Consider the following 16179-nt stretch of genomic DNA (forward strand, 5'->3'; position numbering starts at 1 on the left):
GACCAGCAGGCCTCCCACGGCCAGCACGCCGGTCGCCACCACGACGACCTGGCGGCGCGGCAGCCGGCCGCTGGCGCGGGCCATCTGCAGCCCGACCATCGCGGTACGCAGCAGCACGCCGGTGAGCACGCCCAGCAGGATCGGCACGCTCTGCGGCGGCAGCGGCGCCACGCTGGCCAGCACGACGCCGGCCGCCGGGCTGAGGCAGGCCAGCGCCAGCCAGGGGGCCAGCGGCTTGCGGGCCAGGTCGAGCATGGCCGTCAGGGCCACCCCTTCACCGGCCGAGTGGATCATGAGCGCGGCCACGACGATGATCGAGGCGGCCAGCACCAGGGTGGCGCCCTCGATCATGCGGTGCAGGCTCAGCGCGACGGCGGTGCCCACTCCCCCGTACACGGCGGCGCTGACGGCCTGCTCGACCCGCCGGTGCATGCCGGGGGCGTGCCGGGCACGCCGGCCCACGTCGTGCTGGTGGGCGCACCCGTGGCGGGTGAAGTGCGTGATGACGACGTACCCGAACAGCCCGGCCAGCGCCACCAGCCACACGGGCACATGGGTCGCGACGGCCTCCCGCCAGGCGTCGGGCATCACGTCGGTCAGTGCGGTGATGAGCATGAGCGCCGAGGCGACGGCCAGCCAGACGCTGATCCGGTCGGCCTTGCGCTGCGCCAGGTGGGCGCCGGCCAGCGTGGACAGGGCCACCAGGCCCACGGCGGCCCACACTGTCCAGACCGGCATGGCGGCGCCCATGGCCGCGTCGCGCGCCGGCAACGGCAGTACTGACCCCCCGAGCGGCAGGAACATGTGACGGCCTTTCTGGCTGGTGTGCGGTGATCGATCACTGAGCCGCGAGAGGGCCGGTGTGCGTGCCGTGGCCGGGCGTCGCGACGTCCTCCAGGACCGTGCGCAACCGGCCGAGCTGGGTGTGCAGGCTGTCCTGCAGTTGCCGGCCGTGGTCGGCGAGGACGGCGTCGAATTCGTTGAACTGCTCCTCGATGGCCTCCTGATAGGCCAGGCGGGCGGTCCTGGTCAGCGCCTCGGCCGCGGCGGCGGCATCGAGCCGCACCCGTTCGGCGCCGGCGCGGGCCTCGGTCAGCAGCCGGCGCGCCTCCTGCCGGGCGGCCTCGACGGACTCCCGCGCCTCCTCCCGGGCGGCCTCGACGGTCTGCCGAGCCTCGTGCCGGGCGACCTCGACGGTCTCCCGCGCGCTCTCCTCCGCGGCGGCCAGCATGTCGGCCGGGGCGGGGGTGGCTGCGGCGAGACGCTCGCGCAGGTGGGCGTTGTCCTGCCAGAGCAGGCTGATCGTGGTCTCCACGGTGGACAGGAACGCGTCCACCTCGGCCAGGTCGTAGCCGGCCCGCAACCGGACCACGGTGAAGACCTGGTGGTGCACGGCGGTGGGGGTCAGCAGCGTGAGCTGGCCGGGGCCGGCGGCCTGGGCCGGCACGGTGACGAAGCCGTCGCCGACGGCGTGGCCGTGCGGGATCGGGAGGCCGTAGACGTGGTCTTCGTGCTCGATGTGCATGACGGAGTTTCACCGAACCTTTCACCGTCAGCGCTGGAGCGGCCGGGCGCGCCCGCACCGGCCCCGGGGCATGGAGGGGTGCCCCGGATCGGGGGGAACCGGTGCGAAACCTTGACCGTCCAACCAGGCATTCTATACGCACAGTAGTTGACACGTTACCGTGTGCTTAAACATGTGGGCAGCCGCTCACGGGTAAAGGCCGCTTCGGATGTGACCAGGGTCACATCGACGGCCTGTCCCCCCGGGCCCGCCCCGTCCGTCCTCCTGCCGAGCAACCGGCTACGAGGAAGGTTCAAGGACATGGGCAAGCTGATCGTCATCGAGTTCGTCTCCCTCGACATGGTCATCGAGGACCCGGACGGGGCGGACGGGACGCCGTGGGGAGGCTGGGCCTTCCGGTACGGGCCCGAGTCGGTGGCCGGCGACAAGTTCGCGCTCGGCGAGGTGCTGGACACCGGGGCCATGCTGCTGGGCCGCGCCACCTGGCAGCGCTTCTCCCGCATCTGGCCCGGCAGGGACGACGAGTTCTCCCTGAAGATGAACGCCATCCCCAAGCTCGTCGCCTCGCGATCGTCGGACGGCGTCGAGGCGTGGAGCAACTCCTCCCTCCTGCGGGGCGACCTGATCGAGGAGGTGGCCGGGCGCAGGCGGGAACGGGATATCGTGGTCGCCGGCAGCGGCAGCGTCGTCGCCGCGCTGCGGGCGCATGACCTGGTCGACGAGTATCGGCTGCTGGTGTTCCCGACCGTGCTGGGCCGGGGACGCCGCCTGTTCGATCAGGATGACCGGCCCCTCGGCCTGGCCCTGGAGTCCGCCGAACGCGTGGGTCAGGCCGTCCGCCTCGTCTACGGCCGCGACGCGGCGGCGTGAAGGAGACCACCGTGAGATACGCACTGCTGATCAACGAGCGGCCCGGAGCGTACGACGGGCTCACCGCCGACGAGCGCGCCGCCATCACCGCCGAGTACGTCGCGCTGATGCAGGACGAGCGCATGATCTCGGGCGAGCGGCTCCAACCGGCCGAGACCGCGACCACCGTCCGGGTCCAGGGCGGCCGGACGCTGATGACCGACGGGCCGTTCGCCGACACCAAGGAGATCTTCGGTGGGTTCTACATCGTCGAGGCGGACGACCTCGACGACGCGCTGGAGCTGGCCGCCCGCGTCCCCGCCGCCCGCCTCGGCGGATCGGTCGAGGTGCGGCCGCTGGTGGAGCGGTAGCCGGTGCTCGAGGAGATCTTCCGCGACCAGTGGGCCCGCGTGTTCGCCGCTTTGGTGAGCTACACCAGCGACGTCGACGTGGCCGAGGAGGCCGCGCAGGAGGCGTTCGCCGTCGCGGCCGAGCGCTGGGCCCAGGATGGGGTCCCGGACAATCCCGGGGCCTGGCTCGTGGTGACCGGGCGCCGCCGGGCGATCGACCGCCTTCGCCGGGACCGTACTTATGCGGACAAGCTCCGCCTGCTGGACCGGCCGGAGCCGGGCGAGGAGGTGACGATGGACGAGTCGGCGGTCCCCGACGAACGGCTCGAACTGTTCTTCCTGTGCTGCCATCCGGCCCTGGCGGACGAGGCCCAGGTCGCGCTCACCCTGCGGGCCCTGGGCGGCCTGTCCACCCCGGAGATCGCCCGGGCGTTCCTGGTGAGCGACGAGACGATGAAGCGGCGGCTCTCCCGGGCGCGCGACAAGATCCGCGCGGCCGGGATCCCGTTCGGGATCCCCCGGGAGGACCTGCTGCCCGCCCGCCTGGAGGCGGTGCTCTCCGTGCTCTACCTCATCTTCAACCAGGGGTACGGCGACGGCCGCGCCGATCTGGCGGCCGAGGCCGTCCGGCTGGCCCGGATCCTGGTCGGGCTCGTGCCCGGCGAGCCCGAGGCCGCCGGGCTGCTGGCGCTGATGCTGCTGCACGACTCGCGGCGCGCCGCCCGGGTCCGCGACGGCGAGATCGTCCTGCTGCACGAGCAGGATCGCGGCCTGTGGGACGCCGCTCAGATCGAGGAGGGGCAGGCGCTGCTCGACCACGCCCTCGCGCTCGGCGCCCGCGGCGCCTACGTGGTGCAGGCGGCCATCGCGGCGCTGCAGACCGAGGAGCGGATCGACTGGCGGGCCGTCGCCGCGCTCTATGACCGGCTGCGGGAGCTGACGGGCTCGGCCGTGGTCGAGCTCAACCGCGCGGTGGCGATCGCCGAGGCCGACGGGCCGCGGGCGGCGCTGGCGATCGTGGACGGGCTCGGTCTCGACGGCTACCGGTACTTCCACTCCACCCGGGCCGAGCTGCTGCGGCGCCTGGACGACACCGCGGGGGCGCGGGCCGCGTACCGGAGGGCGCTCGACCTGGCCACGACGGAGGCCGAGCGCCGTTTCCTCACCCGCCGCCTCGGCGAGCTCTGACCTCTTGTCCCGGGTTTACAGACCTGTCAGTGTAGGACCATGCGTGAGCTGAAGCCCGGACTGGAGCACACCTTCCGTTTCCGTGTCCCGGAGAGCAAGATCGTCGCGGGGCTGTATCCGGAGTCGCCGGAGTTCGCGGTCATGCCGCCCGTCTTCGCCACCGGGTTCCTGGTGGGGCTGATCGAGTGGACGTGCGTTCAGGCGGTGGTGCCGTACCTGGACTGGCCGCGCGAGCAGACGGTCGGGACGCACGTCGACCTCAGCCACGAGGCCCCCACGCCGCCGGGCCTGGAGGTCACCTGCCGGGTGCGGCTGACGGGGGTGGAGGGGCGGCGGCTGCGGTTCGAGGTGAGCGCCGAGGACGGGGCTGACGTGATCAGCACCGGCACCCACGAACGCACCGTCATCGACGCCACCCGCTTCACCGCCCGCGCCCACGCCAAAGCCACCCCCACCCCATAACCACCCCACCGCCCACCGGCGCTGGGCCGGCGGGATGCGGCGCGGCGGAGGTCGGCGCAACGCGGACGGCGCCCAGCCCGGCACTCTGGGGCGGCCCTCCCCTGCGCGCCGGGGCGGTGGGCTACGGGCGGGCCCGGGGTTCGGGCAAGCCGGGGTGCCGATGGGTCAGGCGGTGCCCGAGGTCAGGCGGTGCCGGAGGTCAGGCGGTGTCGGAGGGTCAGGCGGTGCCGGAGGTCAGGCGGTGTCGGAGGGTCAGGCGGTGCCGGAGGTCAGGCGGTGTCGGAGGGTCAGGCGAGACCGTGGGTCAGGGGGACGGGGCGAGGGTGTCGGGGTTGAGCAGGAGGTCGGCGCGGTCGCGGGTGGTGCGGATGGCGGCGGCGTTGGGCTCGTCGACCTCGGCGACCCAGCGGGCGGCCTGGGAGGGGGTCTTGCCGAACTGGACGTGCCGCCTCGTGAGCCGGTCCAGGCGGACGCGGTCGTCGATCTCCGCGTACCAGACCTCGGTCATGGCCTCCCGCACCCGCCGCCACGCGTCGTCGTCGGCGAGGAGGTAGTTGCCCTCGCTGACCACGACCCGCGCGGCCGGCGGCACCGGGATGGCCCCGGCGATCGGCTGCTCGATCACGCGGTCGAAGGACGGCGCGTAGACGACGGTGCCGGTCTCGGAACGGAGGCGGTGGAGCAGCGCCAGGTAGCCGTGGGCGTCGAAGGTGTCCATGGCGCCCTTGCGCCGCAGCCGCCCGAGGCGTTCGAGCTCGACGTCGGCCAGGTGGAAGCCGTCCATCGGCACCCACACCGCCGGCAGCCCGGCGGAGGTGAGGTTCTCGGCCAGCCAGCCGGCCAGCGTGGACTTGCCCGCGCCCGGGCATCCCGCGATGCCCACCACGACGCGCTCGCCGGACGCGGCCAGCCCGCGTACGCGCTCGATCAGCTGCGCGCCGGTCACCGGACGCCTCCGGCGAGCGGGACCGCCGGGAGGCGGTGGGCGGCGGGTGGCTGGGTAGGGCTCAAGATTGTCCTCGAATACGGATTTAGCGGGATATGTCGCCGATGAGCCGCCAGCTTATCCACGCCCGCCCCCCGATTATCGATATACCCCATACCCGTACAATGTGTCTCCCCTCTACTAAGGAGCATCGTATGGATCACGGCGAGCACCACCACGCACACCATGAGGCCCCGCCCGCGGCCACGTGGGGAATGGCCGCGCAGGCGACCCTGCACTGCCTGACCGGTTGCGCCATCGGCGAGGTGCTGGGCATGGTCATCGGCACCGCCGCCGGCCTGTCCAACCTGACCACCGTGGTGTTGTCCGTCGCGCTGGCCTTCGTGTTCGGCTACGCGCTGACCATGCGGGGCGTGCTGCGGGCCGGTGTCGACTTCCGCACCGCGCTGAGGGTTGCGCTGGCCGCCGACACCATCTCCATCGCGATGATGGAGATCCTGGACAACGCGGTGATGCTGCTCGTGCCCGGCGCGATGGACGCGGGCCTGTCGAACTGGCTGTTCTGGGTGGCGCTGGCCGGTTCGCTGCTGGTGGCGTTCGTGCTGACGACGCCGGTGAACAAGTGGCTCATCTCACGGGGCAAGGGCCATGCGGTGACGCACCAGTACCACCAGGGCCACTGAGCGTTCACTCGCCGTGCCACGAGCGCCAGAGCTCGGCGTACGTGCCCCCGGCCGCGACGAGGTCGTGGTGCGTGCCGAGCTCGGTGAGGCGGCCCTCCTGCATGACCGCCACCCGGTCGGCGTCGTGGGCCGTCTGGAGGCGGTGGGCGATGGCGATGACGGTACGGCCGTCCAGCACGGCGGCCAGGGCGCGCTCGGTGTGGCGGGCGGTCCTCGGGTCCAGCAGCGCGGTGGCCTCGTCGAGGATCAGCGTGTGGGGGTCGGCCAGTACGACGCGGGCCAGGGCCAGCTGCTGGGCCTGCGCGCCGTCGGGCCGGTGGCCCCCAGGGCCGAGATCGGCGCCGAGGCCGTCCGGGAGGTCGTCGATCCAGTCGGCGCCGACGGTGGCGAGGGCCGCGCGCAGCTCGGGGTCGGTGGCGGAAGGGGCGGCGATGCGCAGGTTGTCGCGTACCGTGCCGAGGAACACGTGGTGTTCCTGGGTGACCAGGACGACGCGTTCGCGCAGGCGGCCGGGGTCGAGGGCGGCGACGGGGACCCCGCCGACGGTGACCGTACCGGTGCGCGGGGCGTCCACGCCCGCCAGCAGCCTGCCCAGCGTGGTCTTGCCCGCGCCCGAGGGCCCGACGATCGCCAGGCGCTCACCGGGGCGGACGGTCAGGTCCACCCCGCGCAGCACGTCGGGGCCGCCGTCGTAGGCGTAGTGCACGCCGGCGGCCACGAGCCGGTCACCGTCCGGTACGGGCTCCGGCCCGGCGGCCGGCGCCGGCCGCGGGACCAGGGCGAGACCCTCGACCCTGGCGAACGAGGCGCCGCTGCTCTGCATGCCCTCCAGGTGCAGGAGGATCGTGTCCAGGGGCTGGCCGAGCTGGCGGAGGTAGAGGGCGGCGGCGACGACCGTTCCGAGGGTCATGGAGCCGTTCGCCATGAGGCCGCCGACCAGCAGCACGCCGGCGACCGGGATCGCGTACGAGACGTCCACGACGGGGAAGAGGACGCTGCGCAGGAACAGGGTCCGGATGCGGGTCCGGCGGCACTCGCCGATCGCCGCCTGGCAGGCCGTGATGCGGCGGTGTTCGAGGCGCAGCGCCGCGACGGTGCGGGCGCCGGCGGTGGTGGCGGCGAGCTGCTCGGCGAGCGCGGAGTTGGCCTCACCCTCGGCCAGGTACGCAGGGACCGCGCGGCGCAGGTACCAGCGGGCGGCGAACCAGATGCCCAGCAGGCCCAGCACCCCGCAGGCGCCCAGCAGCGGATCGAGCACGAAGACCGCGGCCAGGATGAACGCCGCCTGGACCGCGGCGATGAGGACGTCCGGACCGGCGTCGCGCAGCGTGGCGCCGAGCGCGGCCACGTCGGTCGTCCCCCGGGTGGTCAGGTCGCCCGTGCCGGCCCGCTCGACCACCGAGACGGGCAGGTCGAGGGCGCGTTCGGTGAACCGCTCGCGGATGCGGGCCAGCGTGCGCTCGCCGAAGCGGTGGCCGATGTAGCCGGCGTAGCGGGACAGGACGAGCTGGACCAGGGCGGCGGCCAGGATGGCCAGGGCCAGCCGGTCCACGGCGGCGGCCCCGGCGCCGGACTTGACCGCGTCGACGATCCGGCCCAGCAGCCACGGCCCGGCCAGCCCCGCGACGGCGGCCAGGGCGTTGAGGGCGATCATGGCGGCGAAGGCGCGGCCGTCCAGGCGAATCAGGCGCAACGCCGCCCGCCGCACCCGGGCCGGCTCGGCGACCGGCAGAGCCCCGGTCATCGCATGGGCCGGCTGGGCGACGGGGGCCGGCTGGGCGACGGGCTGCGGCTCGGTCATCGCGCGGCCTCCTCGGGCGGGGATCCGGTCATCGGGCGGCCCGCTCGGGCGGTGTGCTGGGCTCGTCGTCGCGTGACACCAGCAGGCGGTAGCCCGGGTGCTCGTGCAGCAGGTCGCGATGCTCGCCGGCCGCCGCGACCGAGCCGTCCACGAGGTAGTACACCGTGTCCGCCCGGTCCAGCAGCAGCGGCGAGGTCGTGGTGACCACCGTGGTACGGCCCCTTCGCGCCTCGCGCAGCCGGACGGCGATGGTCGCCTCGGTGTGGGCGTCCACGGCGGAGGTGGGCTCGGCCGCCAGCAGGATCTCCGGGTCGGCCAGCAGGGCCCGGGCCAGGCGGACGCGCTGGCGCTGCCCGCCGGACAGGTTGCGGGCCTGGGGGTCGACGGCGGAGTCCAGCCCGTGCGGCAGCCCCCGGACGACGTCCTCGGCCATGGCCGCGTGGACCGCCCGGCCCACGGCCTCGTCGCCGGGGTCGTGCCGGCCCGCGACGACGTCGCGCAGCGTGCCGGCGAACAGGTCCGCCTCGTTGTCGGCCGGCAGGATCCGCTCGCGGACCCGTACCGGGTCGATGGTGTCGAGCCGGATCCCACCCCAGGTCGCGGCGGACGCGGTGAACCCGCCCAACCGGTCGAGCACCGCGGCCGAGTCCCCCGGGCGGGCGCTGACCAGCGCGGTCAGCCTCCCCGGCGCGATCTCGACGCCCGAGGCCGGGTCGCGCAGCGGCGCGGGCGAGGCGGGCGGATCCGCGTCGCCGCCGGTGACGTCCGGTTCGAGGGTGAGGAAGTGGATGACCCGGCGGGCGGCCACGAGGCCGCGGCTGAAGCCGTACCCGGTCTCGATGAGGTTCGTGACCGGCACCACCAGCACGCCTGCGTACCCGTACACCGCGACCAGCTCGCCGGTGGTGATGTCGCCCTGCGCGGCCATCCGGGCCGCCAGCCACGTCACCGCGCCGAGGAACACCGTGGGCAGGCCGACCCCGAGGGCGTGGATCCAGCTGGTGACCGCGCCCACCTGGTAGCCCTTCTCCCGGAGCTCCTGGGAGCCGCGCCGGTAGCGCTCGGCGTACACGTCCTTGCCGCCGATGCCGTTCAGGACCCGCAGCCCTCCGGCGATGTCCCCGAACCGGGCGGCGAGCTCGCCCTGCCGCAGCCGGTACGCCGTCTCGGCGCCGCGCAGCCGTCCCAGCAGCGGCCCGACCAGCATGACCAGCAACGGCACGCCCACCAGCACCACCGCGGCCAGCAGCGGCGAGACGGCCAGCAGCAGCCCGGCCACGACGACGTAGGCGAGCACCGCGCCGACGCCGGGGCCGGTGATGGTCAGCGCGTGGGCGATCAGGCCGGCGTCGCCGAACCCGATCGTCACCACCTCCCCGGCCGTGACCTTGCGCGGGAGCGCCGCGCCCAGCCGCGTCGCGTGCAGCACCACCACCTGTACGGTGCGGAACGCGCCGTCCATCCGGACCCTGGTCATCGTGCGATGGCGCATGATGGCCAGCCAGGCGTTCAGCACCCCGACGCCGAGCACGGCGGCGGTCCAGCCGGCCAGCGCGGGCCTGTCTCCCGGAGCCAGGCCGTCGTCGATGGCGCGGGACAGGAAGTACGGCGGCAGCGTCAGGCAGACCATCCAGGCGGAGCCCAGCAACGCGCCGAGGGCGATGCGGCCGGGCTGACTCCTGACCAGCCACCACAGGTATCGTCCAGCACTTCGGCGGTCGGGAGTCCCGGGTTCCACGAACTTCACCCTATTTGACCGATCTCCGGAACGATGATGGGGTACGTCCCAGCGTCGCGGTGCACCCGGCAAACAGATCGCCGAGGGCATGGAGGCGCCGAAACATGGGACGACCATGGAAACACCCGACGGGCGCCTGGAGGCGTTCGGCAACCAGTTGATCGACGTGCACCTCTGGCTCCGCGAGCAGCTCGACGCGCTGCGCGAGGACGTCGAGGCCTATCTCGCGGGCGGCGCGCTCCCCCGCGACCTGCGTACCCACTGCCTGGCCTTCTGCTCCGCGCTGGAGCGGCACCACACCGGCGAGGACGGCGGCGCCTTCCCCGAGCTCGCACGGAGCTTCCCCGAGCTGCGACCGGTGCTGGAGGAGCTGCGCCGCGACCACCGGCTGGTGGACGATTCCCTGCGGCGGTTGCAGGCGCTCCTCGACGGACTCGGCCGGGACCACGACCCGGTCCTGGTGCGCGGCGAGCTGGACAGCCTCGCCGCGCTGATGGAGACGCACTTCGTCTACGAGGAGAAACGGATCGTCGCGGCGCTCAACGCGCTGGACACTCCGGAGTGGCGCCGGGCCCGGCCCGCCTTCCTGAGGTCCGGCGACATGTGATCAGCGGCGGAGTCTGTACCGGATGGGCAGGTGCTTGATGCCGCCGACGAAGGTCGTGGCGGTCCATTCGGGCGGGCCGGTGAGCTCGACGCTCTCCAGGCGCGGCAGCAGCTCGGCGAACAGGGCCTTCAGCTCCATCCGGGCCAGCGCCGCGCCGAGGCAGTAGTGCACGCCGAACCCGAAGGCCAGGTGGCGGTTGGGGTCGCGGCCGGCGTCGAAGGCGAACGGGTCGGTGAACACCTCCTCGTCGCGGTTGGCCGACGGGTACGACAGCAGCACCGACTCGCCCGCCTTGATGTCCACGCCGTTGAGGCTGGTGTCGGCCGAGGCCGTGCGCATGAACTCCTTGACCGGGGTGACCCAGCGGATCATCTCGTCGACCGCGAACGGCAGCAGGCCGGGGTCCTCGCGCAGCCGGGCGAGCTGGTCGGGGTGTTCGATGAGGGCGTGCAGGCCGCCGGCGACGGTGGAGCTGGTGGTGTCGTGGCCGGCGGAGGCGATGATGACGTAGTAGGAGGCCGTCTCCATGTCGTTGAGCGGCTTGCCGTCCACCTGGGCATTGGCGATGGCGGAGGCCAGGTCCTCGGTGGGGTGGGCGCGGCGGGCGGCGGTGAGCTGCTGGAAGTAGGCGAAGAAGTCGAGGAGCACCGCGAACTGGTCCTCGGCGGTGTCCCCGCGCCTGGTCTCCGCGTCCGCGCCGCCGAACAGCTCCTGGGTGAGCTTGAGCATGCGGGGGAAGTCGGACTCGGGCAGCCCGAGCAGGGAGAGGATCACGTACAGCGGGTAGTGCACCGCGACCTGGGTGGCGAAGTCGCATTCGCCGCCGTACTCGGCCAGCCGGTCCACGTAACGGCGGGCGAGCTCCTGGATCCGGCTCTCCATGGCGCGCATGGCCTTGGGGCGGAACCAGTCGGCGCCGATCGCCCGGACCACCCGGTGGTCGGGGTCGTCCATGTGGACCAGCGTCTTCAACTGGATGCCCTGCGCCGCCTGCTGCCTGGCGTGCGCCTCGAACGTCTTCTTGCCCAGGACCGGGCGTGGCGCGCTGAGCCAGAGGGCGTTGTCGCGTTCGACCCGCATGATGTCGGCGTGCCGGGTGACGGCGTAGAAGGGCGTGTACTCGGGCGACTCCACGAGATGGACCGGGGCCTCCCGGCGCAGCAGGGTGAGCGCCTGGTGCAGCCGCGGCTCGTCGGCGTAGGCGAGAGGGTCGGCCAGCATGAGCCCCGCCTGCTCGATGGTCATGTTCATGATTGATTCCCTACCAGGACTTGGAGCTCGATGTAGCCGTACAGGCCCCAGGGGCCGTTCTCGACGCCGAGGCCGCTCCACTTGTGGCCGCCGAAGGGCAGGTCGGGGCGGACGCCGCTGAGGTTGCGCACCTTCAAGTCGAAGGCAGGGGACCGCTCCCTTCAGGAGGCGGGGTAATGCCGAGCGGGAAGGTGCTCTTGCGCCTGAGCGTGCTTTGACCTGCGGATTTCGGCTTTTGGAAACCGCTGCTCTTCTTGGAGTGCAGATCCTAAAATGATCGAGTGTCTTGTCGGGTGCGCGCTTCCCCTGGTGCGGCGTACGACTTGGGCGACCACGTGGTGTGGTGCCCCAAGTACCCGCGCCGTGTCCTGGGCGGCCGGGTCAAGGCCCGGCTGGAGGAGTCGATCCGCGCCAGGGCCGCAGGGCACAACGGGGAAACCATCGCCTTGGCGCACCCCGAAGCACTCGCCCTCGTACGTGGCCGACCCGTTCAACAGATTCACCTCTGACCACCTGCGGGCCCAGTTCCCGCTCCTGCGCTCCCGGCTTGCGATGCTGTGGTCATGCTCGTCCATTATGGCGAGCGTGGAAGCGGAGTCACGAACTCGTCGCAGTACGAGGCCGCGCCGGTCACGCACCGCCCGCACCAGCCGCAGGAGTCGTAGCTCATCACGACGTGGTCGCCGGGCGCCACGCGGACCAGCGCCTCGCCGGGGCCGGGCGCGGCGAGCGAGACGTCCTCGACGGCGAACGGGCCGCCCGGGTCGCGCAGGACCGCCGCTCGAGCTCGCATCACTCTCCCCGGGAGGCGATCGCTTTTCTGGACGGAGCTGTCCAATTCAATGGCGACGCCATGGCCGTTCCCTGGGCGTGTCAAGCATGCGGCGCGGTCATCGACACGTCAGCCTGAACCGCTGTACGGTATTTTTGGACCACATAGCGGTACGGACAGGGGTTCGATGACCGACAACTCATCACCGCGGCTGCTCGACGGCGTACGCGTGCTCGACATGACGAATGTCCTGTCCGGCCCGTACGCCGGCTACCAGCTCGCCCTCATGGGCGCCGACGTGATCAAGCTGGAGATCCCCGGCACCGGAGACCTGGCCCGCCAGCTCGGCGCCGACCCCCGCCTCAGCGGCGAGAACCTCGGCGTCTCCTTCCTGGCGCAGAACGCGGGCAAGCGCTCGGTCACCGTCAACCTCAAGCACGCCTCCGGCCGCGAGGTCTTCACCAGGCTGCTGGGCGAGGCCGACGTGCTGCTGGAGAACTTCCGCCCCGGCGTGCTGGACAAGCTCGGCTTCGGCTGGGAACGGCTGCGCGAGATCAACCCCGGCCTCGTCTACTGCGCGCTGTCCGGCTTCGGCGCCACCGGGCCCATGCGCGAGCGCCCCGCCTACGACCAGGTGATCCAGGGCCTGGCGGGCATCATGAGCGTCACCGGCACCCCGGACACCGCGCCCGTACGGGTGGGCTACCCGGTGTGCGACAGCGCCGGGGGCATCACCGCCGCCTTCGCCGTGGCCGCCGCCCTGCACCGCAAGCTCCGCACCGGGCAGGGCGCCCACCTGGACGTGTCCATGCTGGACGCCGCGCTCACGGGGATGGGCTGGGTGGTCTCCGACTACCTCGTCGCCGGGCGGGAGCCGGTGGCCATGGCCAACGAGAACCGTACGTCGGCGCCGTCGGGCACGTTCGAGACCGCCGACGGCCAGCTCAACATCGCCGCCAACAAGCAGGAGCAGTTCGAGACCCTCTGCCGGGTGCTGGGCCGGCCGGAGCTCATGAGCGACCCCCGCTTCCGCACCAGGGACGACCGCAAGGCCCACCGCGACGCTCTGCGCGAGGAGCTGGAGAAGACGCTGAAGACCAGGTCGGCGGCCGAGTGGGACGAGGTCCTGCTGCCGACCGGCGTGCCCGCGGCGCCGGTGGTCACCGTCCCGCAGGCGCTGCGCTCGCCGCAGGTCGAACACCGCGGCCTGCTGCACCGGTTGCCCTCCCCTGCCTCCGGCGGCGGCGAGCTCGTGCTGCTGGGCGGTGCCGCCCACGTGGACGGCCGCCCCCTGGCCCCCGCCGGCCCGCCCCCGAGACTCGGCGAGCACACCGACGCGGTGCTGCGCACCCTCGGCTACTCCGACACCGACATCGCCCACCTGCGCGAGGAAGGAGCCGTTTGACTTCCTCCCTCTCGAAATCGAGAGGGATCCCCACGGTCGCCCATGGAAGTTCCTGTTTCACCGCCGGTCGCCCGCCCGAGAGGACTCTCGTTGAGGTCTTACACCAGCTCCGCAGGCGTTTTACTTGTCCGCCAGCCCAGCGGCCAAGAGGTTGCGGGCCGCGTCGACGTCCCGGTCGTGGATCGCGCCGCACGCGCAGGCCCACTTCCGGACGTTCAGCGGCATCCTGTCTTGCACGCTCCCGCAAGCCGAGCACAGCCTGGAGGAGGGGAACCAGCGGTCCACCGCGATCACGGCCCGGCCATACCAGGCGGCCTTGTACTCCAGCATGCTCCGCAGCTCCCGCCACGAGGCGTCGGAGATGGCTCGGGCGAGTTTGCCGTTCTTGACCATGTTGCGGACGGTGAGGTCCTCGATCACGACCGTTTGGTTCTCACGGACAAGTCGAGTGGTGAGCTTGTGCAGGAAATCCCGGCGACGGTCGGCGATCCTGGCGTGAACGCGGGCCACTTTGAGCCGGGCCCTGGCCCGGTTGGCGCTCGCTTTGGCCGTGCGGGCGAGCGCCCGCTGAGCCCTGGCCAGTTTGCGCCGGTCGCGGTGTTCGTGGCGGGGATTGACGATCTTCTCTCCGGTGGACAGTGTGGCCGGGGCGGCGATGCCCGCATCCATCCCCACCGTCTGCTCCACCGGCGGGAATGGAGTGATCGTCTCTTCTGTCAGGAGGGAGACGAACCAACGGCCCGCCGCGTCCCGGGAAACGGTGACCGTGGACGGTTCGGCGCCCTCCGGCAGCGGACGCGACCAGCAAATGTCGAGTGGCGCGTCCATCTTGGCCAGCCACAGCCGGCCCTCGCGCCAGCGGAAGGCCGAGCGGGTGTACTCGGCCGAGGCCCGCGCCTTCTTGCGCGATTTGAACGTAGGGTAGTTGGCCCGCTTGGCGAAGAAGTTCGCGAACGCGGCCTGGAGGTGGCGCAGCGCCTGCTGCAACGGCACGGAGGAGACCTGCGACAGGAAGTCGTAGTCGCCGCCGCGCTTCCATGCGGTCAGGGCCGCCGACGACTCCCCGTAGGAGACGCGACCCCCGTCGATGGTGTACGCGCGGGTGCGCTCCTCCAGCGCCTTGTTGTAGACGAGGCGGACGCAGCCGAACGTCCGGGCGAGCTCTTCAGCTTGCTCGGGGGTCGGGTAGAAGCGGTACTTGTAGGCCCGCTTCACGGTCTGCTCCACAGTTCACATTCCAGTACGCGATCAGTCACGCATCGTGCACACGTTCGATCCCACCGCACTATTCCACGTACCCTCCCTGCCCTTAAGAACGGGGTTTTCACGCCAAGGAGATTCGATGAGCACCACGACTGAGCAGGTGACCGGATGGTGGGCCACCGCCATATCCGACATCTCCCCCGGCGTCATCCGGCTGCACGGCTATCCCGTCGAGCAGCTCATCGGCCGGTTGTCGTTCGCCGACACGATCTGGCTCATGCTGCGCGGCGAGGTGCCCTCTCCCGGGCAGTCAGCGCTGTTCGAGGCCGCGCTGGTGTCGGGGGTCGACCACGGGCCGCAGGCACCCTCGATCGCCGCCGCCCGCATGGCCGCCACCTGCGGCGTCGGCCTCAACACCGCCGTGGCCACGGGCGTCGGGCTGCTCGGCGACGTGCACGGTGGCGCTGGTCAGGAGTGCATGGCCGTGCTCGCCGACATCCGGGAGCAAACCAGCGCAGACCCGGCAGAGGCCGATCCTGCGGATGCCGACCTGGCGGGGACGGTCTCGGAGGTGGTCTCGGGGGTGCTGGCCGGGTATCGGGATGCCAAGCGGTACTTTCCCGGGTTCGGACACCGCTTCCATCCGCGCGATCCGCGCCGCGACCCCCTCGTACGGGCGGTCGAGGACGCGGTCCGCGACGGCGTCGTCGAAGGCGCGTACCTGCGGATCGGGCTGGAGATCGAGCGGCAGCTGGCACCGGTGCCGATGAACGTCGACGGCGCCACCGCCATCGTCTACAGCGAGCTCGGCTTCGCGCCCGAGCTGGGCAGGGGCCTGTTCGTCCTGTCACGCGCGGTCGGCGTCCTGGCGCACGCGTGGGAGGAGCACGGCGAGGGCCGCCGCATCAAAGGCCCCATACCGCCCCCGCTGCTGCCCGCCTACCGGGGACCGGAACCCCGCGATCTGCCCGCCGACCGGCACTGAAACGGCGCTGAAACGCCCGCCGGGCGGCGCATGATCGCCGCCGGTCCCGTACGGGTAACATGCCGACATGCCGCCGACCCGCGAACACGCCGAGCTGAAGCTCCAGCCGTTGCCGCACGCGGGCCGGTCGCTGGCCGAGCAGGTGATCTCCGAGGTGCGCCGGGCGGTGCACACGGGCGCGATGGTCCCCGGCCGGCTCTACTCCGTCTACCAGGTGGCCGAGCAGCTCAACGTCTCCAGGAGCCCGGTCCGCGAGGCGATGCTGCGCCTGGCCGAGGCGGGGCTGGTGCAGGTCGAGCGCAACCGCGGGTTCCGCGTCGTGCTGCCGCACCCCCGGGAGATCGTCGAGATCTTCGGGGTGCGGCTGGCTCTGGAGCTGCCCGCCGCGCGGCGGGCAGATCGGTAGAGCGTGGG

Annotated in this window: 17 protein-coding genes and 1 pseudogene; 9 read left to right on the forward strand and 9 right to left on the reverse strand. The window is 72.3% G+C overall.

Going from position 1 to position 16179, the window contains the following annotated elements:
• The coding region (locus ACWDX9_RS47620) for a hypothetical protein (RefSeq protein ID WP_449967289.1) at window positions 1–804 on the reverse strand (804 nt) is incomplete at its 3' end.
• Between the two features lie 34 nt (window positions 805–838).
• On the reverse strand, window positions 839–1525 hold the full coding sequence (locus tag ACWDX9_RS47625) for a DivIVA domain-containing protein (RefSeq protein ID WP_449967292.1): 687 nt from the start codon (window positions 1523–1525) through the stop codon (window positions 839–841).
• 300 nt (window positions 1526–1825) lie between these two features.
• Here ACWDX9_RS47625 and ACWDX9_RS47630 point away from each other — a divergent pair, with 300 nt between their 5' ends.
• Genes ACWDX9_RS47630 through ACWDX9_RS47645 form a run of 4 tightly spaced genes read left to right on the forward strand, consistent with a single transcriptional unit; the run spans window position 1826 to window position 4374 of the window.
• The gene (locus tag ACWDX9_RS47630) at window positions 1826–2395 is read left to right on the forward strand and encodes a dihydrofolate reductase family protein (RefSeq protein WP_449967294.1); all 570 of its coding nucleotides are present in this window, start codon (window positions 1826–1828) and stop codon (window positions 2393–2395) included.
• An 11-nt stretch (window positions 2396–2406) separates the two neighbouring features.
• A complete protein-coding gene (locus ACWDX9_RS47635; protein WP_350727648.1) occupies window positions 2407–2745 on the forward strand; it encodes a YciI family protein in 339 nt (112 codons plus the stop codon).
• A gap of 3 nt (window positions 2746–2748) precedes the next feature.
• Window positions 2749–3912: an RNA polymerase sigma factor gene (locus ACWDX9_RS47640; RefSeq protein WP_449967296.1), complete on the forward strand. Its 1164-nt coding sequence runs from the start codon at window positions 2749–2751 to the stop codon at window positions 3910–3912.
• 39 nt (window positions 3913–3951) lie between these two features.
• Window positions 3952–4374 carry a thioesterase family protein gene (locus tag ACWDX9_RS47645; RefSeq protein WP_449967299.1) on the forward strand — a complete coding sequence of 141 codons (423 nt, stop codon included), beginning with the start codon at window positions 3952–3954 and terminating at the stop codon, window positions 4372–4374.
• 304 nt (window positions 4375–4678) lie between these two features.
• Here ACWDX9_RS47645 and ACWDX9_RS47650 read toward each other — a convergent pair whose 3' ends face one another.
• Window positions 4679–5320, reverse strand: a complete 642-nt coding sequence (locus ACWDX9_RS47650; RefSeq protein WP_449967302.1) for a nucleoside/nucleotide kinase family protein — start codon at window positions 5318–5320, stop codon at window positions 4679–4681.
• A gap of 194 nt (window positions 5321–5514) precedes the next feature.
• On the opposite strand from ACWDX9_RS47650, the gene ACWDX9_RS47655 reads away from it, so the two are divergent.
• On the forward strand, window positions 5515–6003 hold the full coding sequence (locus ACWDX9_RS47655) for a DUF4396 domain-containing protein (protein WP_364845357.1): 489 nt from the start codon (window positions 5515–5517) through the stop codon (window positions 6001–6003).
• Between the two features lie 4 nt (window positions 6004–6007).
• Here ACWDX9_RS47655 and ACWDX9_RS47660 read toward each other — a convergent pair whose 3' ends face one another.
• A complete protein-coding gene (locus ACWDX9_RS47660) occupies window positions 6008–7804 on the reverse strand; it encodes an ABC transporter ATP-binding protein (RefSeq protein WP_449967306.1) in 1797 nt (598 codons plus the stop codon).
• A 28-nt stretch (window positions 7805–7832) separates the two neighbouring features.
• Window positions 7833–9542 carry an ABC transporter transmembrane domain-containing protein gene (locus ACWDX9_RS47665; RefSeq protein ID WP_449967308.1) on the reverse strand — a complete coding sequence of 570 codons (1710 nt, stop codon included), beginning with the start codon at window positions 9540–9542 and terminating at the stop codon, window positions 7833–7835.
• A gap of 115 nt (window positions 9543–9657) precedes the next feature.
• Here ACWDX9_RS47665 and ACWDX9_RS47670 point away from each other — a divergent pair, with 115 nt between their 5' ends.
• Window positions 9658–10149: a hemerythrin domain-containing protein gene (locus ACWDX9_RS47670; RefSeq protein WP_449967310.1), complete on the forward strand. Its 492-nt coding sequence runs from the start codon at window positions 9658–9660 to the stop codon at window positions 10147–10149.
• On the opposite strand, the gene ACWDX9_RS47675 is transcribed toward ACWDX9_RS47670, so the two are convergent.
• The 3 genes from ACWDX9_RS47675 to ACWDX9_RS47685 all read right to left on the reverse strand — a co-directional run bounded on the left by ACWDX9_RS47675 (window position 10150) and on the right by ACWDX9_RS47685 (window position 12193).
• Window positions 10150–11400, reverse strand: coding sequence for a cytochrome P450 (locus tag ACWDX9_RS47675; RefSeq protein ID WP_449967312.1), 1251 nt, complete (start codon window positions 11398–11400; stop codon window positions 10150–10152).
• Window positions 11397–11531 (reverse strand): hypothetical protein, encoded by a 135-nt coding sequence (locus ACWDX9_RS47680; RefSeq protein ID WP_449967314.1) that lies wholly within the window; start codon window positions 11529–11531, stop codon window positions 11397–11399. Before ACWDX9_RS47680 ends, ACWDX9_RS47675 begins: the two co-directional genes overlap by 4 nt.
• Window positions 11532–11974: 443 nt before the next feature.
• Window positions 11975–12193: a hypothetical protein gene (locus tag ACWDX9_RS47685; protein ID WP_449967317.1), complete on the reverse strand. Its 219-nt coding sequence runs from the start codon at window positions 12191–12193 to the stop codon at window positions 11975–11977.
• Window positions 12194–12359: 166 nt separating this feature from the next.
• Here ACWDX9_RS47685 and ACWDX9_RS47690 point away from each other — a divergent pair, with 166 nt between their 5' ends.
• The gene (locus tag ACWDX9_RS47690; RefSeq protein WP_449967319.1) at window positions 12360–13577 is read left to right on the forward strand and encodes a CaiB/BaiF CoA transferase family protein; all 1218 of its coding nucleotides are present in this window, start codon (window positions 12360–12362) and stop codon (window positions 13575–13577) included.
• 34 nt (window positions 13578–13611) lie between these two features.
• On the opposite strand, the pseudogene ACWDX9_RS47695 reads toward ACWDX9_RS47690, so the two are convergent.
• Window positions 13612–14804: pseudogene (locus ACWDX9_RS47695) on the reverse strand (RNA-guided endonuclease InsQ/TnpB family protein); the annotation flags it as partial.
• A gap of 115 nt (window positions 14805–14919) precedes the next feature.
• Here ACWDX9_RS47695 and ACWDX9_RS47700 point away from each other — a divergent pair.
• Window positions 14920–15765 carry a citryl-CoA lyase gene (locus ACWDX9_RS47700; RefSeq protein WP_449967321.1) on the forward strand — a complete coding sequence of 282 codons (846 nt, stop codon included), beginning with the start codon at window positions 14920–14922 and terminating at the stop codon, window positions 15763–15765.
• A gap of 67 nt (window positions 15766–15832) precedes the next feature.
• Window positions 15833–16171: a GntR family transcriptional regulator gene (locus ACWDX9_RS47705; protein WP_449967324.1), complete on the forward strand. Its 339-nt coding sequence runs from the start codon at window positions 15833–15835 to the stop codon at window positions 16169–16171.
• The last annotated feature ends 8 nt before the right edge of the window (window positions 16172–16179 follow it).

This window comes from Nonomuraea sp. NPDC003201, assembly GCF_053590415.1.